The sequence below is a fragment of the Serratia sp. T13T92 genome (genome assembly GCF_047530105.1).
Taxonomy (GTDB): domain Bacteria; phylum Pseudomonadota; class Gammaproteobacteria; order Enterobacterales; family Enterobacteriaceae; genus Chania; species Chania fonticola.
In genome coordinates this window covers 1-17,886 of the sequence record NZ_JBLJAK010000063.1, presented here as the reverse complement: position 1 = coordinate 17,886, position 17,886 = coordinate 1, and the positions used below count along the sequence as shown (strand labels likewise).

Genomic DNA, 17,886 nt, shown 5'->3' with positions numbered 1-17,886 from the left:
AATCTCTCCCACGGGCTCATAGGCACTAGGGTTAGGGGGAGCTCACCGGCTATCTCCCGATGATCAGTCGGGGATCTTCTCCGCTAAGGCGGAGAAGATCAAGACATAAGGGTTGGGGTGAGGGGCCTGTTTTCCTGAGTAATTACTTGATCTTCAAGCTGCTGCCGTTGCTATGGATCACATCGCGATACCAGTAGAAACTCTTCTTGCGGCGGCGCTCCAGGCTGCCGTTACCTGCATCATCGCGATCGACATAAATAAAGCCGTAGCGCTTCGCCATCTCCGCTTTGGAAGCACTGACCAGATCGATCGGCCCCCAACTGGTATAACCCATCACCTCAACTCCATCGTCGATCGCTTCCGCAACCTGCACCAGATGGTCGTTGATATAGTCAATGCGGTAATCGTCGTTGATGCTGCCGTCGGCCTCGATGCGGTCTTTCGCCCCCAGGCCGTTCTCAACGATAAACAGCGGTTTCTGATAGCGGTCATACAGCACGTTGAGCAGATAGCGCAGCCCCACCGGGTCAATCTGCCAGCCCCATTCCGAGCTTGCCAGATGCGGGTTAGGCACCATGTTGAGGATATTGGCCCGGGCGGTCTGGTTCTTTTCTTCGTCGGTGGTCACGCAGCCACTCATATAGTAACTGAACGAGATGAAATCGACGGTTTCGCGCAGCGCCTGCTTGTCTTCCTCGGTGATCGTTACCTGAATGTCGTTCTCACGGAAGAAGCGCTTCATATAGGCCGGGTACGCACCGCGCACCTGTACGTCACCGAAGAACATCCAGTCGCGATTCTGACGCTGGGTTTCCAACAGGTCTTCCGGCTTGCAGCTCAGCGGATAAAGAATACCGCCCAGCAACATATTACCGATCTTACCGTCCGGCACGATCTCATGGCAGGCTTTTACCGCCTTGGCGCTGGCTACCAGCTGATGGTGGATCGCCTGGTAAATCTCGCTTTTGCTGCTGTCTTCCGGCAGACCCACGCCGGTGAACGGCGCATGCAGCGACATGTTGATCTCATTAAAGGTCAGCCAGTGTTTGACCTTGTGCTTGTAACGCTCGAACACCGTGCGGGCGTAACGCTCGAAGAACTCAATAAGTTGGCGATTGCCCCAACCGCCATACTTTTGCGTCAATGCATAGGGCATTTCGTAATGCGACAAGGTGATCAACGGCTGAATGCCGTATTTTGCCATCTCGTCGAACAGTCGATCGTAAAATGCCAGCCCGGCTTCATTCGGCACTTCTTCGTCCCCTTGCGGGAAGATACGCGTCCAGGCGATCGAGGTACGCAGGCACTTGAAGCCCATCTCGGCAAACAACGCGATATCTTCAGGGTAACGGTGGTAGAAATCGATCGCCACATCCTTGATACCGCTGTCTCCGGCAACGCGCGGCGTCAGCCCGCCAAAGATCCCTTGGGGCTGCAGATCTGACGTCGAAAGGCCTTTGCCATCTTCCAGATACGCGCCTTCTACCTGATTTGCCGCGACCGCGCCGCCCCATAGAAAATGCTGTGGAAATTTGCAACTCATCGCTTTCTCCTCAATAAACCTGATTAACGTAATAGTGTCAGCAGCGGTGCCTGTTCCTGCACCGGGCTTTGGCCGCTAGTAAGCACATCGACATAGTCGTCGCTGTTGCTGATGATGATCGGTGTGGTGGTATCAAAGCCCGCGGCACGGATCGCCTCTTGGTCAAACTCGATCAGTAGATCGCCCTGTTTAACGCGATCGCCCTCTTTGATATGGGCGGTAAAATGCAGACCGTTAAGCTTGACGGTATCGATACCCACGTGGATGAGCACTTCGGCGCCCTCATCCGATTCGATGCCGATGGCGTGCTTGGTTTTAAATAGCGATACCACACATCCATTGGCTGGGGCCACCACTCGGCCCTGGTGAGGCATAATGGCCACGCCTTTACCCAGCAGGCCGCTGGCAAAGGTGGCATCCCGAACCTGTTCCAACGGGATGATGTCGCCAGCAATCGGGCTGGTCACCTGCTGCTTACGGTTGAGCGATGCCTGTGGAGCTTGGGCTGGTGCCGCTTCAGCCGGTTGTTCCGCTGGCGGTACGATGCCGAACAGATAGCTGGCAATGGCCGCAAACACAAACGACACCAAGGTACCGGCAATCGCCCCCAGGACCGTCGCATCAAAGCCGCCCGCCGGAATGATCTGGGCAAAGGTGAAAATACTGACCAAACCAAACGAGTAGGTTGCCGTGTGGAAGTAACCGATCACCGCACCCCCCAACGCCCCGCCGATACAGCCGAAAATAAATGGCCGTTTGTTTGGCAGCGTGACCCCGTACACCGCAGGCTCGGTAATTCCGAAGATACCGGCGGTAACGGCAGAGCCCGCCATCACCCGCAGCTTGGCATCGCGGGTACGCAGCATCACGCCCAATGTAGCCCCCACTTGCCCCATCACCGCAGGCAGCAGCAGTGGGGACAGGGTGTCGCGCCCAAATACGCTCATATTGTTGAGCATCAGCGGTATCAGCCCCCAATGCAGGCCAAAGATCACACAGACCTGCCAGGCCGCCCCCATAAAGGCACCGGCAACGATCGGGTTAAAGGCATAGATTGCCTGATAGCCGTTGGCCAACATCAGGCTCAGCCAGGTAGCTGCCGGGCCAATCAGCAGGAAGGTGAGCGGCACGGTGATCACCAGGCACATCAACGGCGTCACGAAATTACGCAATGCACTGTGCAACACGCGGTTAAATAGCGGCTCCAGGCGGCAGGACACCCAGGCGGCAAAAATGATCGGAATGACCGACGAGCTGTAGTTGATAAAGGTGATAGGGATACCGAGGAAATACTCCGGCTGGGCACCCGGAAGCTGAGCCGCCTCAAAAGCCCCCATCATCAACGGATGCGTCAACGCCCCACCAATAGCCATGGTGACAAAAACGTTACCGCCAAATTTCTTACCAGCGGTGTAACCCAGCATGATCGGTAAGAAATAGAACAGCGCGTCACTCGACGCAAACAGCAACTTGTAGGTGCCGCTATTCTCCAACAGCCAACCACAGGCCAAGCTCAATGCCAGAAAACCCTTCAGGATCCCCGAAGCCGCCATCACACCGAGCAACGGGGTAAAAATGCCGGAAACCACGTCGATAAAGCGGCTGAGCAGATTCTCCTTTTTTTCTTCTTGTGCGTTGGCAGACGTTTCCTCATCTGCGCCAAGCTGCACATTCAAGGCGTTATAAACCTCCCCGACGTGGTTACCTACCACCACCTGAAACTGGCCACCGCTTTCCACGACCATAATGACGCCCGGGTTTTTCTTCAGCGCCTCCGCATCCGCCTTGCCGTGTTCTTGCAGTTTAAAACGCAGACGGGTGGCGCAATGCACCAGGCTTTTCACATTGTCGCGGCCACCGACGCCGGCCAAGATCTCACTGGCTAATTCCTGATATTTCATGGTTGCATCCTTAACGCTTAACCTTGCTGCTCCCCAGCCACGGTGATGGCCAATCGTCGTGGAGGAATTCAGCGCAAAAAAAAACCTAAACCTCGCGGCCTCTGATCCCAACGTGGGGAAACAGAAACTCGAGGTTTAGGTTTTGCCTGCCAAAGCAGTGACAACCCTAAATCGGTTGAGCTATGACGGTAACATTCTGTTTTTCAGTGCGGCAAGGCTTTCCGCCACAAAGTTGCCGAAGTGTGATCCAGTAGACAAAATCCCCTGCCATCCCCCCAACGTTTTTGTACCGCTAGCTAGCCACAAAAAACATTACGTACTTTAACCTATTGCCAGGGTGTAATTTACAGTAAAGATATGTCATAGAACGCAACAAAACATAATCAATTAAGGCTAAAGCCATTAAATAACATTGAATTACGATTTAATTTCGAGCTATTTGTTTCATTGAATTTATCATTATACTCATTTTTGATTAGCCACAAAACCCTCTCAAAACCCGATTAAATACTAAGGAAAATCTTAATCAATCCAGAAAACACATCAGAATCACTAACTAAAAGATGGACAAACATAGCTCGGAGTATTATTACTAGTCTCCAGAAAATTTGTTTTAGGGAAAGCAGTAGCCATGGCATTACGTACAGAACTTGGGCGGGTGTTAATTACTGGTGCCGGTGGCCGAGTGGCGACAGCGTTCAGGCAGTTTGCTGGCCACCGTTACGACTTTCGCCTGGCAGAAAAAGAAGCTGGCCTGATCTCTCATTTACGGTCCAATGACGAGGTACTGACGTTCGATATCACCGATATCGAGGCTTGCCGGGCAGCCTGCGCCAACATCGATACCGTGCTACATTTGGCCGCCGATCCCTCCGCGGATGCCGATTTCTGTTCTTCACTGATGAACAACAACATCCTTGGCACGTTCAACATCTTCCGCGCGGCGAAAGACGCAGGCTGCCAACGCGTGGTGTTTGCCAGCAGTGCACAAGCGGTAGAAGGTTATCCGTTGGATTATCAGGTGCGCCCGGACGATGCGCCGAAGCCAAAGAATATGTACGGGGCCAGCAAGGCGTTTGGCGAAGGGATCGCCGCCTATTTTGCCCATCAGGAGGGGCTTTCTGCACTGTCGGTGCGGATTGCCAACTTCACGACGTTGGAAGCGGGCCAGCAGATCAGCGCGCGGGATATGAGCGCCTTCCTGAGCCACCGGGATGCCGCCGACCTGCTCGATCGCTGCATCCGCGTTACCCATGTGCAGCATGCGGTGGTGCATGGCATCTCTAACAATCGCTATAAGCGACTGTCGTTAGAGGAGACCACGCGACTGCTGGATTACTACCCCGAGGACGATGCGTTTACCCTGCTTGGGTTTAGCTGAGCGGGCACAGTACGCTGCGCCCCTACGCTACGAGCCCGGTGAGGGAAGGTCTGCCGTTCACCACATTACGGCTTTTCAGCAATCTTGCGTAGGTACTCGTTATTTTTGAAGGCGATGATCACCATTTCAAAACAGACACGGGTAAAGACACCGCCAATGATCATGCCCAGCAGACCACGGAAAAACTCACCATAGAACATCGACCCGATGCCACCGACCAGGATGCCCAACAGGCAAAGCCAATAAACACCGGTAATGATTTTCGGTGTCAGCATCGCATCAAAAAAGAAAATGTTTTTCATTGTGTATCCCTTCATTCGTTAAGGTTGACCGTTCCTGAGCGGCAAAGCGCCCTCAAGCTGGAATTAAGTATACTGGCCAAAGATGACAAAAGGTAAGAATACATGATGGATTGTTTTCCCTACGTTTAAAGACGTAGCGATGCTCAAGCCGGCTCTAACCCGGAAAAAACTCCCAAGTTAGAACAGATAACTCTACCCCTTCTGAATACTAATCTGCCAGCGGGCATCACCGGTTTGCTGGAAATCCGTCACGCTGTGCCCTGCTTCAACCGCCCAGCGCGGCAGGTTTTCCGTGGCCTGAGCGCAGTCATATTCAATCACCAGCAGGTCGCCAGAACCCAATTGTTCAATGTGCTTTTTGGCTTCCATCAGCGGGAACGGGCAAAGTTTACCGGTGGTATCCAGAGTGATCGTTTTCATAGTCCTCAAGCCTCTTTTGTTTTAATCGATTGGTTCGGAAGAATAATGGTGAAATAGCTGACCAGCCAGCTGCCCAACAGGATGCAGGGGATAAACAGCCAGCCCTGCCAGGAGAACCAGGCCGTGTTGACGATGGTATTGCCCAGCATACAGCCGCCAGCCAACCCGCTGCCGATCCCCATCAGCCCTCCCCCAAACAGACTTTTGACCATTGTCGGGAGGCCGGGCGAACGCAGCCGCAACTCCTGACTTCCCCAGGCAGCCACCAGCGCACCTGCGAAAATCCCGATCAGCAAGTAGCCCGCCCAACCGAAGAAGCCGGTTTTACCCTCGGTGATTAACGAGAACAGCTGCGCACTGGGGCCGCTGATGCCTAAACCGCCAACCCGACCCGATTCCAAGCTGGAAGGCCATGCCAGCAGCGCGATCACGCCGATCAATACCGCGCTGACGAAGGGGTGCCAGCGTGCTTCGAACAGCCAGTGGGCAATGCCCTGTTTGCGCGGTTTGGGTTGCGGAACGGGAAAGGATTTACGTTTCAGGTGGCGCCAGACCAGCACGACCGTCAGCACGGTTAACAGCGCTACCGCAGGCCAGGGAGACATGCCGAATGTCTGCATCAGCGAAGCTGATGGTAAGGCAGGGGCGCTGATGGGAGCAAACAGCTGTTTGCCGCCCGGCTGGCGAATATACCAACTGGCAACAACAAAACCGACAACAGCAATCATGCTGCCAGCCAGCCCCTCGGCAGCGCGGTAGTAAGCACCTGTGGAGCAGGAACCTGCCAGCCCCATGCCGATACCGAAGGTAACGCCACCGACCAGCGTCGCCAGCCAGCGGAAATCCCCGCCGGGGAGCTTGGCCCAGCCGAGGGCAACGAAGGCGAACAAACCGATGCTTTGCAGGGTGATGATAATGAGGATAGCGAGGGTCATGCGCCCATCGCGGAACAGATAGAGGTCTCTCAGACCGCCGGCCATACAAAAGCGCCCGCGTTGCATGATAAATCCAAGAAGGAACCCCAGAAACAGACCTGTCATTTGGGAAGACTCCTTTTTATGGCTATGCCATATCCAGATTGTAAACAACTTGCCCTGGGTAGGGCGCAGGCATTTTACTCGCTAGAAACGGAGAAGTCATACAAATAGGAGGGATATTGCGGGCGTGATCGGTTTTTTAAGCGGTATACCCATTCGGCACCCAGCACGTTACTGAAATTCAATCCGTGAAGGCATTATCCGCCAGTACAATATCGCGACGTAACCGTAGAAAAAGATCGGCGTCATTATCCACCCCTAGCTTACGCATGCTGTTGCATTTATGCGCGCTGATGGTTTTGATACTGCGGTGATACAACGCCGCAATATCGGCCATGCTTAACCCAGCGAACAGATGGGACATCACCTTGCGCTCGGTATTGGTCAACACTTTGGCCCCCGACTGTTCCTGCAGGTTCGTCCGCTCAAAATAGTGCCTGATACTGGGGCTGCACACTCTGCCACCGGCCAACGCCACCATCATATTCCGGCGTATTTGTGCCGAATTCTCCTGCTGCGCTACTAGGCTAAACTGTTTTTGCGACTGCAAGGGAGCCAGGATGGCAACGTCGCGGCATCCGCTGTAGACCACGATTTTTAGCCTTGGAACTTGCTCCGCCAGTACCTGCAAATAGCGGATCATTTGGGCAATTTCTGCTGGCGAGCCACTGAGTTCCACCACCAACATCTTGATGGCAGCTATGTCCGCTTTCTCATACAGAGATAACAAGGACGAGGCAATCAGATCGCTGCGATAACCGAGCTGCAAATCCTGAATAAACTGTACGATCCCCAGGCGGATCAATGGGCTGCGGGCGACAATCGCCAGGTTTATCGTTGCTGTGTGATCTTTCATGATGAATAGTGCCTCTTTATTACGCCGACAATCCTTTCTGGGACAACCAGGTTCCCCAGCTATACAGCTCGCTGTCGTTATCAAATCCTAATTTGCTCATGGCATTACGTTTATGGGAGCTGACGGTGCGGATGTCACGATGGAGTGCCAACGCCGTTGCCGTTACGCTTTTGCCGGTAAACAGACACCTTAATACTTCCATTTCGCGATAGGTCAGCATAGGCGGCGGCGAGCGGCTGAAACCACGATCGACCAGCGCCGTGGCTTGAGGGCTATGGCTGTATTTATCATCCATCACCTGACGTACACACTCGATCAAGGCCGACAACGGGTCCTGCTTGAGATAAATACCGTTAACCCCCATCGCCGCCAACTGTTTTAACAGCCGGGCATCCGTTAATGCGGTGCAGACGATCAACGGGGCCAATGGCCAATCAGCCAGATACTGATTAATGATATTCAAGCCATCCAGTATTGACTCACCTTCACCGCTTAACTCCATGATCACCAGATCGGCCTCATGCCGCTTCATTATTAGCGGAATATCGACCGCCTTGGGTATCTCCAGACAGTGCGTAACCTGAAAATAAGGCTGAGCAAGTAAACGGCGGATCCCCGTTAAGGCCATCGGGCAGGTTTCCATGATTAATACCGTTTCAATATGCCACACCTTGGGTACGGCATTTGAAATCGGTTCTATCACCTCTAATGAGAGCATCATAATATCTCTTCCATTGCTTATGACGTCGGCCTGCCCGCAGTGTTTTCTATTGGAAAACCGCTCGCCAGTGATAATTGTACGGGTTGTGCATATTTGCCCGTAGGGGCGCAGCATGCTGCGCCCGCTTAGCTGCACCGTCTTACACAGCAAGCCATATTACTGATAGGTAAAGTTCATTTGCACTACGCTGTTGATGGTGCCTGGCCCAGTATTCCCCATCGGGCTATTCATCCGCCCAACCAAAGCATAAGTCGCGCTACGCAGTGCATCGACGTTAACCGTCATGCCAGCGCCACCGTTGGGCAACAGGTTACTGCGGTTGGCATCCTCAGCAATCTGCACGGCCACATTAGCAGCCGTGCCCGCGTTGGCAAACAGTGTCGCATCTCCGCTGACCACGTTCCCCGATAAGGTCACCGTCACCTTGCTGGTTGATAACGGACAACTCTTCAATTTTACCTCAAACGGTTGCCATTCGCTGCTGCTGCCTGCCGTTTTAAGATCGGTGGTACGCAGTTGGCCAAAGTCCACATCCTGGCTCACCGAACCGGTATCCACTAGGCAAGGGGTGGCAATAACTTTGCCGCCAAGAGTCATATCTACTGCGCCACACGAGCCAGAGACAAGGAGAAGAGACATACCCACCTTCAATAGAATATTCATCGCGCACCCCTCATTTCTATGGTTCCACTTAGTTATAAGTAAAGGTGGCAGACACCACTGAAGCGATAGTGCCTGTGGAGGCAGCTCCCGTTGCCCAAGCCCTGGCCTGCAACTTGAACTCCGCAGTATTATCCGCTGCTCTGGCTACCGTCAGCGTTTGGTTATTACCTAACGCCTTGTTAGGCGAGTCTTCTTGCTGTAGCTCAACCGCCAGGTTTGAGGCTCCGCCGGTATTTTTATACAAACGGGTGGCAGCCGCAGTGTCTGCGGTGCCGCTAAAGGTAGCAACCACACTAGTGGTTGAGGTGGGGCAGTTTTTTACTTTCAATGAGAACGGTACCCAGGCACTGTATTTACCATTGGCGTTCAAATCGGCGGCCTGCAAATTCTGCCCAAGATCCACGGAAATATTGCTCGCCGTATCCAGAACGCAAGGGGACGCAATCACTTTGCCACTGACATTGATGGTCACATCAGCAGCAGACGCCATGCCGGAAAATATCGCCAGCGCTACAATTCCATACTTTATTTTATTACTCATGATCATATCCATATTTATTGTTGAGAGTAAATCATCAGATGGGATAGCATCCCAAAAATATCGGGCAGTTAGTTATAAACAATATTGGCAGTCACGACTGAACTGACATCACCCACTTGAGCGTTATTCGTCAGTGCGTAATATCTTGCGGTAAACTGGGTAGTTATCTCATTAGAAACCGCCGCGCCAATATTAATATTGTTACCGGCCCCCACAGGGACTGGATTACTATCTTTCAGTATCTGTACGGCCACACTGCTACCGGTTGTTGCATTAGTATTGCGGAATACGGCCTGTGAGGCATCAACCACGTCACCGCTAAAATTGAGGCTAATATTGGCAGGCGCACCGCACGATAATTTAATCGCAAAATCCTTCCTGCCCGCTGTTGCCCCGACGCTAGGCAAATCCGTTGGTGATATCGGGTTTAGCTGTACGTCTATCGTTGGGGTGCTGGTATTACAGGCTGGCACAGTGGGTTTAATATTAATTGAGCCTTCCATGTACACGTTGAACCATGGCTTACCCGCTATTTGAGCAACCATAATCACTTGTGGGGCCAATGTCCCTGGTTGCAAAGGGCCGGTTTTCACAAACTCGACAATTACCGTCCCTCTGGAAACCGTATTATCGCCTACGATCCAATTGGGGACTGATACGGGCCAAAAATTCAGAAAAGCACTAGGCCAGCCAGTGATCTTCCCTCTATAGGCCAAACCAGGAACCGAGGTTGGGTACAGATTTCCATTAGGCGTACCCATACCATCCAACGTGAATGTTTGACTGGTACCTCCAGGAAGTACACACCCAGGTCTGACTATGGTGCCCCAGGTAAAGGACGTCGTTGCCAAAATCGTGCCAACCGGGAGCGTTGGATCGACACTTATTGAAGTGGGTACCTGGACTCCGGCAAGCCATGGACACTCTGCATTGGCCTCACCAACGGTCAGGGTGCCAGTCAACAGCAGCCCTGAAAGTATCACGAATTTTCTGTTCATTTTAAGATTCATCATGGTCTTCTCACTGACATTGCCCGTTCAAAATCTGAACGCCGGCATTATCTGTTGTCTGTTTTGTCAGGGTATAACGCACCTGACACTGTTGATCTGCCGCCGTGCCCCACTTCACATTGAGGCTGCCGCTGTCTGCCAGCCCGGTCAGATAGACCTGGCCGCCATCGCCGACAATAAAGCCTTGTGCCGTCTGCTGGGCCGGATCGCTCACCGTGGCACCGAACGGCACAGGTGCCCCACCTTGGCGTAACAGGGTCATCAACACGCGTTGGCCCACATTGGTCTGGTAGCTAGCTCTGACCACGGCACCGCGAGTCGGTACGACTTTCTGGCTGGTCAACGTCAGATCGACATTGTCCGGCAAGGTTTCGGTATTCAGCTGTACCTGGTTTTTGCGGTATGGCGCGGTGTACGGCACGATGGCATAACCACGCCAGTCGGTCTTGACGCCCGTCTGGCCGCCAATCCCAACCCCGTTAGCACCCGGCGCCTGCACCAGCGCGATGGTTTCACCCAGTGACTGGCCGAAAGTCACCCCATTTTCATGGGCCACAATCCCGCCTTGCAGGCCGTAGTTCAGGCGTTGGCTATTGCGGTCATACGCATATCCCGCATTCACTTCCGCATAGGTGCCACGATAGTTGGTGTTCAGGTTGCCGCTGTTGCCCACTCCCTGGCTGGTATAACCTTGTCTCACGCCCCAGTTCAGGTTGTTATCCGCCAACGCCGTCCCGTTCATACCCAGGCTGTTGCTGGTGCCGCCTTTCTGGCTGGTATTCAGGTTGTAAGTAGCGTAGGTGTTATTCATCCAACGGCTTAACGGTACGCTGACGTTAAAGGCGAACACCTGATCCCGGTCGTACACCCGTCCGCTGGCTCCGCCATTGACGCCGCTGGCCGTCGAGTTCTCGTTAAAGCTGTAGTTCAACCCATAGCTGATGCCGTTCCAGCTGTTGTTGTAACCGGCACCTATCGAACGCATGGTACGGTCGCTATTCCAGTAATCCTCACTGATCCAGCTCAGCGACACCGAACCGGCTCCTTCCCACAGGTTCTGGCTCATGGTCAGTTCGGAGCGATTACGCCGACGCTCGACCAGCGTCTGGCTGCCCTGGTCACGGTGGGTATCCAACACTTCCTGCAGGCTGTAGTAGCCATCGGTCGAGTAGCGATAACCGGCAATGGCAAAGTTGGTCCCGGTCTGCACGATGTTCTTGCTGTAGCGCAGACGCCATGATTGACCGTCCTCCTTGGCCCGATCTTGCATGGTGGACCATGCCTGGGTCACATCCACAGAAAGCGCACCAAAATCACCGAAGTTCTTGCCCACCCCTAACGCCAGAGACTGGTATGGGCTGGCAAACTGACCACCGCCATAAGCAGTGAAACCGGCTGGCAGGCCATAAATCGCCGTGCCTTGGCTAAACAGAGTTTTGTCTACGCTGCTGTCGTAAGAGCGGTATTGCCCACTGGTGACGGCATATTTCAAACGGCCTTCGCGCTGCAAGACTGGCAATGAAGCAAATGGCACCACCAGTTGCTGTTCACTACCGTCAGCTTCTTTAATGGTGACCAGCAAGTCACCGCTGCCCCCGGTCGGGAACATATCGTTGATTTCAAACGCACCTGGTGCCACAAAGCTCTGATAAATCACATAACCATTCTGGCGAATAGTCACCTGCGCATTGGTCCGCGCGATACCGCGTACTACCGGTGCATAGCCTTTCAGGCTATCCGGGATCATGTCGTCATCGGATGCCAACTGAGCACCACGGAACGGCACGCTATCGAAGACGTCGGAGGGTGAACTGCTGTCACCCATGATCAACTGGCTCTTGAGCGGAACAATGTCGCGCGCCAGATAGGTATAAATGGTATTCCACTTATCCTGGCCATTAGTGTCGCGGTTCCAGGTGGTGTAGTTGCGCAGCCGCCAAGGGCCCATGTTGATCCCAGGGCGCAGATTGGCAAATTGGCTGTTGCTATTGGTACTATCCCCGTTGCGCGCATAGTTATTGGCGCCACTCAGGCTGTAGTTAAGTAGCAGGGCAGGGATACCGTTATCCCACTGACTTTCCGGCACATAGCCACGAGCTTGCTGCGACATCGCCGCCTGCGGAATACTCAACAGCAGTTGTTGTGCACCGAAGCGGAATTCGGCACTGGCCTGCGGAATACCGCTCAGGTTGGCACATTGCGCCTTGTCATCACCCAATCCTGGGAACAGATCGGTCTTGACGCCCATCGCGTTAAGTTGTGCGACGCTTAGACAGGGTTGCAGACTATCGGCACCATTGGCGTCTTTCTGCATGCTAAACTCAATATCCTGTGTTTCTTGTTGCTCGTTGTTGAGGTAAATATCAACGCGATAAGTCCCCGGGGCCTGAGTGGCACCATCTTCAAACACCGTCAGGTCGGTCTTGCCCTGCTGTGGATTGTCCAGTTCCAACAATGCCGGGTTAAAATAATCACGAGCCTGTGCGCCGAAAGATATCCCGCCCAGCAGCGTGAGCTGTGCTGCAATGAAATACGCCAATCGACTGACGCGCGGCGAAGGCCTTTGCTTCGCCTGGACTTGCTGTTTCATCCGTATTGCTCCATGTACCTGCAGGGCGGCCGACAACCCTGGATCCCTATCCACACTGATGATGTGAATGACTCATGCTTTTTATGTATTGGTCTTGTCGCCAGTGAGAATTACAGTGATCCGGTGTGCTGCTGCCCTATCCCACCGTAATCACTAATAAGCTTCCAACTCACGTTGCCGCCACTGGCACCCGCTGGTAGCGTAAAGCTCGCCGTCCCCCCAGGTGCAACATAGGTCGCATCTTTCACTACCTGACCGCCGACCTTCACTTCCATAAAGTTCATGTAATAGGGTGTCGGGTTGGTCACTTGCAGGCTATTGCCACTGCGCCGCCAGGAGAGTTTCTCGGTGACCTCTTCCGGCATTCCTTTCAACCCCTGCGGGCGATAAATCAGTTTGATGCGTGTCTTAACGGCGATTTGCAGCGTGTTTTGATTGTCAGTCTTCTGTGCCGACGGGATGGACTTGATGTTCATCCAGTACAGCGATTCTTTGTCCTCAGGAAGGTTGCCGCCCGCACGAACCACGCGCAGTACGTTCTCCTGACCACCGTCCAGACGGAACAGCGGTGGCGTCACCATAAAGGGGGCTTTCTCAGCGCCACCACCGGTGGTCTCTACCCAGGTCTGGATGAGATAAGGCACTTTGTCCGGGTTATTGACGCTCAGTGAAGACTCCTTCTTCGCACCGTCGAAAATCAGGCGCGTACCACCAACAACAACGCCGGCTTGGGCTGCACCCGCGCTCACCAGCGTGGCTACCAGTAGTACAGTAGGAATAAATTTCATAACTTGACTCCATGATGGGAAAAATAGGCCAACAAAAGTTCTGCTGGCCTGTCACGCATCCTGCCAACCCAAGACTGTGGGGCTGGCAGAAATTGATTAGTTGTAGTTAATGCTGAAGCTGGCGGTAGCGTTGGCCGGGCCTGGGGTCACATCAGCAGCGGTAGAGATATAACGCGCTACGAAGTCCAGGTTGTTGGTCACGCTACCTGACTGCAGGGAATAGGCTTTAGATGCGGTGAACAAAGGCAGTACGGTATTGCTATCGTCAGACAGTTGGATACCTACGCCAGTCGCTACGCCAGCACCCTGAGTCAACGCCAGAATGCTGTTGTCACCGTTTACTGAAGTACCATCAAACTTCACGGAAGCCAAAGAAACGGTATCCGGGCAGTTGGTCAATTTCAGGGTAAACTTGGTTGCGGCAGCTTTGTCACCAGAGATAGTAAAGGCGCTCTTGGCTACTTTACCCAGCGTGACTTCCAGTGGGTTGGTAACGCTGTTTTCTACCGTACAAGCCGCATCGATGATTTCGCCGGTGAATTTAACTTGGCCATCAGCAGCAAAAGCAGAAACAGAGGTCAGAGCAGCAGTAGCCAGAGCAGCAGCGATAATAGTCTTTTTCATGTGAAACATTTCCTTGTGGATGCAGTGAGTCTGCATCATTATTTAATTTGATGCCGAAGCATCGTTCCATGTATTGCTATTGACGTTACCGAAAAATCGTTCTTCCAATAGCTTGACATCAACATGCAGGCGAATTTAATTCACCAACAGGATGTTCTTGCAATTAACCAGCTCAAAATTTTGACGTAGTAATACCTGCTCATTTCGTTAAGCGTCACTCTTAAAAAGAGATGAGGTATTTATCGCTATTTATTTAGCTAGCCAACAAAAATGGGTGCTACATTATGGCCATCCAAAAAGTATCCTACGCCATGAGCATTCGAGATAAAACTCTCTGAAATACCTATCGAGGCCAATTTATTTCGTAGCACTTTGATTAAATACCATAACCGTTGGTTCGATGGGAATGAATCGCTCTTTTCCCAAACGTTATCTAAGATGTCATTCTTTAACACAACGGCACCGGGCTCACTGCCCAACAACAGCAGTAACAGCCTTAATTGCACATCATTCAGCGTGACAACTTTAAAGAACATCGCGTCTTCGGAGGTCTCAGCCCGGTAACAAACCAGCCTTTTATTGGCAATATCGAGCTGAATATCATCATCGAGTAAAAAACCAAACAGTCTATTGTCCATATGTATCTCGGATTTTCGTTTCGCCGTAAGCAAAAAAAACGCCAAGTCTCCTTTATTTGCGCATTATAGAGTGATCCCTATACCTGTTGGCAATACATGCGAAATTGTTGTAACTCGATGAATATCCACATCAAGTCAGTCCTTTATCCTTACATATAACGCAAAGCCAGTGGATAAAACCAACTAACAGAGACCTGGCAGATATAGGAAGAATCTCAACGTGACATTTACACTGAAAGCCAAATCATAGTTAATAATATTGAAAACCAACAATAAGTAGACAATATAACTACATGTTTAAATTTATTGTTTCCCATCAGTAGCATAAATTACATCCCTCACCGGAAACTTATCCTTTATAACCTAGCGGAGACCCACTTCAACATTCATCACCCAGTCCTGCTGTAGTCATGCTGCCCGTCTCGCTGTTGATGAAAATAATAGAGCAGAGGCAGGAATACTCCGAGTGAATTTGCTTTATTCATTGATTTTATGATAGATACAGCGTTATCCCTGCTGTTATCAGGGGGGATTAAGCTATCTGGGTGAGTTGTGAGCCCGCTAGACACTACGTAAACAGCGAGTTGATAAATTCACACAACACATTGATTTTAATGATTAACAATCAATTCATAGCCCAGGATTAAGATTTTTTTAGCTAGCAACGTCAGTTAAGAAATCCTTATATCTCTTTGATTAAAAACGAAAATTTATAAATCATGGCGATAGGTGAAATTTTGATGTTAACGACGTTTAGGGAACCGCGAGATGGAGCTTGATGAGCGCAGAAAGGTAACTGAGAGTGAAAGAAAAATTTATCATCAATGACTTGGTGGTGTTCCATCCCGAGCAGCATCGGCTAATCCCGATGGGGAACAGAGGAAAAGAAACGGCGTTAAACGTTCCCGCCAGCCGTTGCCTGTTGTTGATGCTGCAACAACCCGGCATCAAAATTAATAAAACTAAATTTTTCAGTGAGGTATGGGAAAACAATGGCCAATACGTTACCGCCAACACCTTCCATCAGAACATTAGCCTGCTGAGAAAAGGCCTACGCAATGCGGGCATAAGAACCCCAGTGATCCAAACCATTCCTAAATATGGCGTAAGATTTACCGGGATCGTGCAGGCGATTGAGGAAGAAGAGCAGGATATTGTCCTTAAAGAGACCAGCACCAATGAGATCTCAACGGAGGTAGTGACCCAGTGCGAACCTCCCTCGAGGGCAACACCGAGCAGTCTCTTTCTCAATAAACTGAAAAAAATCAAATTCCTCATGTTCGTTATCACCTGCGTGTTATTGCTATTTACTATCCGCTCGCAAAATAGCCAATACGTTTCGACACGTAATAAAATTGCTGACATAAACCAGTGCTCGGTTTATGTCAGCAAGAATGACTCCACGGAAAACTACAGCCAATATATTAATTATTTGACCGCGCAAGATGTGGCCTGCAGCCCGGGTGAATTCATCTATGTGGTAAACCAACTGCTATCCGATGAAGCGCTGTTTAATTTGTGTGAAAGCGATAGGTCAGGAGATCTCAACTGTTCCGTACGGTTTAAACTTTCCACCGTCAGGGCAAGGCTTAATCACCAATAATGGATAGGGGATTGGCATGCCAGGTTGGCAAAAATTCAACCTGCGGGGGAGTTCTGCTATCATCCTCCAGATTGGGAAAACGCCCGGTATTGCACAGTAGAGGTATGATTTAAAGATGGATACAGAGGCAAGTCGTACAACGCAAGTTTTGTCGGTTTTTGATTTTGACGGAACGCTGACTCACCACGACAGTTTTATCCCATTTCTGCGTTTCGCTTTTGGGCGGCGTGTCTTTGCGCGGCGCTTGTTGCAGCTGGCACAGCCTGCGTTTAAGCATATGCGCAAAAAACTCACCCGCGACGAGCTAAAAGAAACCCTGATTAAGGTTTTCCTGACCGGGGTAGATGAGCACTGGTTCCGTCAGCAGGCGGAAGCTTTTTGTTCGGCCTATTGGACCAAGCTGATGCGCCCTTCCGGGCTGATTGCGGTTGCCATGGAGGTCAGCTCCGGCGCTGAAGTGACGATTTGTTCCGCTTCACCGGCCCTGGTGCTACAGCCGTTTGCCGATCGTTTGGGCATCAAGCTGATTGGTACTCAGTTGGAAGTGGTCGACGGGAAGCTCACCGGGCGCATCACCGGCCATAACTGCCGCTGTGGGCAGAAGGTTGAACGCCTGGAAAGTATCTATGGTCCGATGGGGAACTATCATCTCAGAGCCTGGGGCGATACCCGCGGGGACTACGAACTGTTGGCTGCGGCTCAGGATGCTCACTGGCGGCATTTCCATCCGGCCTGGTCAAAGCGCCGCTCTGCGGTCAAAAGGCTGCGCGTGGCGGAGCCAAACGTTATCAGCAAGACCGATCAGTAAGCGTAATAATTCCCAGCTCCAGCGATCCCTATTTGCCCCTCACCCCAACCCTCTCCCACGGGGAGAGGGAGCTGTCCTGCATCGTTGGTAGGCTTGTGCTACTTCGTAAAATTGGGTGTAGGAAAGGAAAGACAAGGAATGACACAGAGAAATCAGCGAACTCGATCGGTCCCCTTGGGAGAGGGAGCTGGTTATGAGCAACAGTCAGGTACCGTTATCGACCTACTCTCTACGCAAAAAAATAGCTGGTACGGTGACGTGATCGATAAAAGAGAGCTGATTCAGTGCGGTGGTCAGGTAGGTTTCTGCAACCAAAATCGAACTCGATCGGTTCCCTCTCCCTGTGGGCTGAGGAATCCCCACAAAAAAATGAAAGGCACGATGAAGTGTGATCTACTGGTTGCGCTAACAAAACAGAAGAGACCTCATCGTGCCTTTACAAACAGTTTGCCAGAAATTT

Annotated in this window: 18 protein-coding genes; 4 read left to right on the top strand and 14 right to left on the bottom strand. The window is 51.9% G+C overall.

Annotated elements, in window-relative coordinates; genetic code table 11:
- Positions 1-142: 142 nt before the first annotated feature.
- Both ACMV5I_RS27530 and bglF read right to left on the bottom strand, forming a co-directional pair.
- Entirely contained in the window at positions 143-1,543 is a 1,401-nt protein-coding gene (locus ACMV5I_RS27530) for a glycoside hydrolase family 1 protein (RefSeq protein ID WP_024485040.1), read from the bottom strand.
- A gap of 23 nt (positions 1,544-1,566) precedes the next feature.
- Complete coding sequence (gene bglF, locus ACMV5I_RS27525) at positions 1,567-3,444, bottom strand: PTS beta-glucoside transporter subunit IIABC (RefSeq protein ID WP_414825766.1); 1,878 nt, start codon at positions 3,442-3,444, stop codon at positions 1,567-1,569.
- Between the two features lie 631 nt (positions 3,445-4,075).
- Here bglF and ACMV5I_RS27520 point away from each other — a divergent pair.
- The gene (locus ACMV5I_RS27520) at positions 4,076-4,825 is read left to right on the top strand and encodes an NAD-dependent epimerase/dehydratase family protein (RefSeq protein ID WP_414825765.1); all 750 of its coding nucleotides are present in this window, start codon (positions 4,076-4,078) and stop codon (positions 4,823-4,825) included.
- Between the two features lie 65 nt (positions 4,826-4,890).
- Here the strand turns inward: ACMV5I_RS27520 and ACMV5I_RS27515 are convergent, their stop codons facing one another.
- The 12 genes from ACMV5I_RS27515 to ACMV5I_RS27460 all read right to left on the bottom strand — a co-directional run bounded on the left by ACMV5I_RS27515 (position 4,891) and on the right by ACMV5I_RS27460 (position 15,015).
- Positions 4,891-5,127 carry a DUF4282 domain-containing protein gene (locus ACMV5I_RS27515; protein WP_021181593.1) on the bottom strand — a complete coding sequence of 79 codons (237 nt, stop codon included), beginning with the start codon at positions 5,125-5,127 and terminating at the stop codon, positions 4,891-4,893.
- Between the two features lie 192 nt (positions 5,128-5,319).
- Positions 5,320-5,547, bottom strand: a complete 228-nt coding sequence (locus ACMV5I_RS27510; protein WP_024485057.1) for a sulfurtransferase TusA family protein — start codon at positions 5,545-5,547, stop codon at positions 5,320-5,322.
- Positions 5,548-5,552: 5 nt separating this feature from the next.
- A complete protein-coding gene (locus ACMV5I_RS27505; RefSeq protein WP_414825764.1) occupies positions 5,553-6,587 on the bottom strand; it encodes a YeeE/YedE thiosulfate transporter family protein in 1,035 nt (344 codons plus the stop codon).
- 178 nt (positions 6,588-6,765) lie between these two features.
- Positions 6,766-7,440: a LuxR C-terminal-related transcriptional regulator gene (locus ACMV5I_RS27500; RefSeq protein ID WP_414825763.1), complete on the bottom strand. Its 675-nt coding sequence runs from the start codon at positions 7,438-7,440 to the stop codon at positions 6,766-6,768.
- A 19-nt stretch (positions 7,441-7,459) separates the two neighbouring features.
- Positions 7,460-8,161 carry a LuxR C-terminal-related transcriptional regulator gene (locus tag ACMV5I_RS27495; RefSeq protein ID WP_414825762.1) on the bottom strand — a complete coding sequence of 234 codons (702 nt, stop codon included), beginning with the start codon at positions 8,159-8,161 and terminating at the stop codon, positions 7,460-7,462.
- 156 nt (positions 8,162-8,317) lie between these two features.
- Positions 8,318-8,824 (bottom strand): fimbrial protein, encoded by a 507-nt coding sequence (locus ACMV5I_RS27490; protein ID WP_414825761.1) that lies wholly within the window; start codon positions 8,822-8,824, stop codon positions 8,318-8,320.
- Positions 8,825-8,852: 28 nt separating this feature from the next.
- On the bottom strand, positions 8,853-9,365 hold the full coding sequence (locus ACMV5I_RS27485) for a fimbrial protein (RefSeq protein ID WP_414825760.1): 513 nt from the start codon (positions 9,363-9,365) through the stop codon (positions 8,853-8,855).
- Between the two features lie 68 nt (positions 9,366-9,433).
- Positions 9,434-10,378, bottom strand: coding sequence for a fimbrial protein (locus ACMV5I_RS27480; protein WP_414825759.1), 945 nt, complete (start codon positions 10,376-10,378; stop codon positions 9,434-9,436).
- A 7-nt stretch (positions 10,379-10,385) separates the two neighbouring features.
- Positions 10,386-12,965 carry a fimbria/pilus outer membrane usher protein gene (locus tag ACMV5I_RS27475; protein WP_414825758.1) on the bottom strand — a complete coding sequence of 860 codons (2,580 nt, stop codon included), beginning with the start codon at positions 12,963-12,965 and terminating at the stop codon, positions 10,386-10,388.
- Between the two features lie 110 nt (positions 12,966-13,075).
- A complete protein-coding gene (locus tag ACMV5I_RS27470) occupies positions 13,076-13,753 on the bottom strand; it encodes a molecular chaperone (RefSeq protein WP_414825757.1) in 678 nt (225 codons plus the stop codon).
- A gap of 96 nt (positions 13,754-13,849) precedes the next feature.
- Positions 13,850-14,377: a fimbrial protein gene (locus ACMV5I_RS27465; RefSeq protein ID WP_414825756.1), complete on the bottom strand. Its 528-nt coding sequence runs from the start codon at positions 14,375-14,377 to the stop codon at positions 13,850-13,852.
- A 257-nt stretch (positions 14,378-14,634) separates the two neighbouring features.
- Positions 14,635-15,015 (bottom strand): winged helix-turn-helix domain-containing protein, encoded by a 381-nt coding sequence (locus tag ACMV5I_RS27460; RefSeq protein WP_414825755.1) that lies wholly within the window; start codon positions 15,013-15,015, stop codon positions 14,635-14,637.
- Between the two features lie 802 nt (positions 15,016-15,817).
- Between ACMV5I_RS27460 and ACMV5I_RS27455 the strand changes: the two genes are divergently transcribed.
- The 3 genes from ACMV5I_RS27455 to ACMV5I_RS27445 form a co-directional block, all read left to right on the top strand.
- Positions 15,818-16,618 carry a winged helix-turn-helix domain-containing protein gene (locus tag ACMV5I_RS27455; RefSeq protein ID WP_414825754.1) on the top strand — a complete coding sequence of 267 codons (801 nt, stop codon included), beginning with the start codon at positions 15,818-15,820 and terminating at the stop codon, positions 16,616-16,618.
- A 115-nt stretch (positions 16,619-16,733) separates the two neighbouring features.
- Positions 16,734-17,426 carry an HAD family hydrolase gene (locus ACMV5I_RS27450; RefSeq protein WP_024485069.1) on the top strand — a complete coding sequence of 231 codons (693 nt, stop codon included), beginning with the start codon at positions 16,734-16,736 and terminating at the stop codon, positions 17,424-17,426.
- A gap of 138 nt (positions 17,427-17,564) precedes the next feature.
- A partial coding sequence (locus tag ACMV5I_RS27445) for a hypothetical protein (RefSeq protein WP_414825753.1) occupies positions 17,565-17,886 on the top strand: 322 nt, incomplete at its 3' end.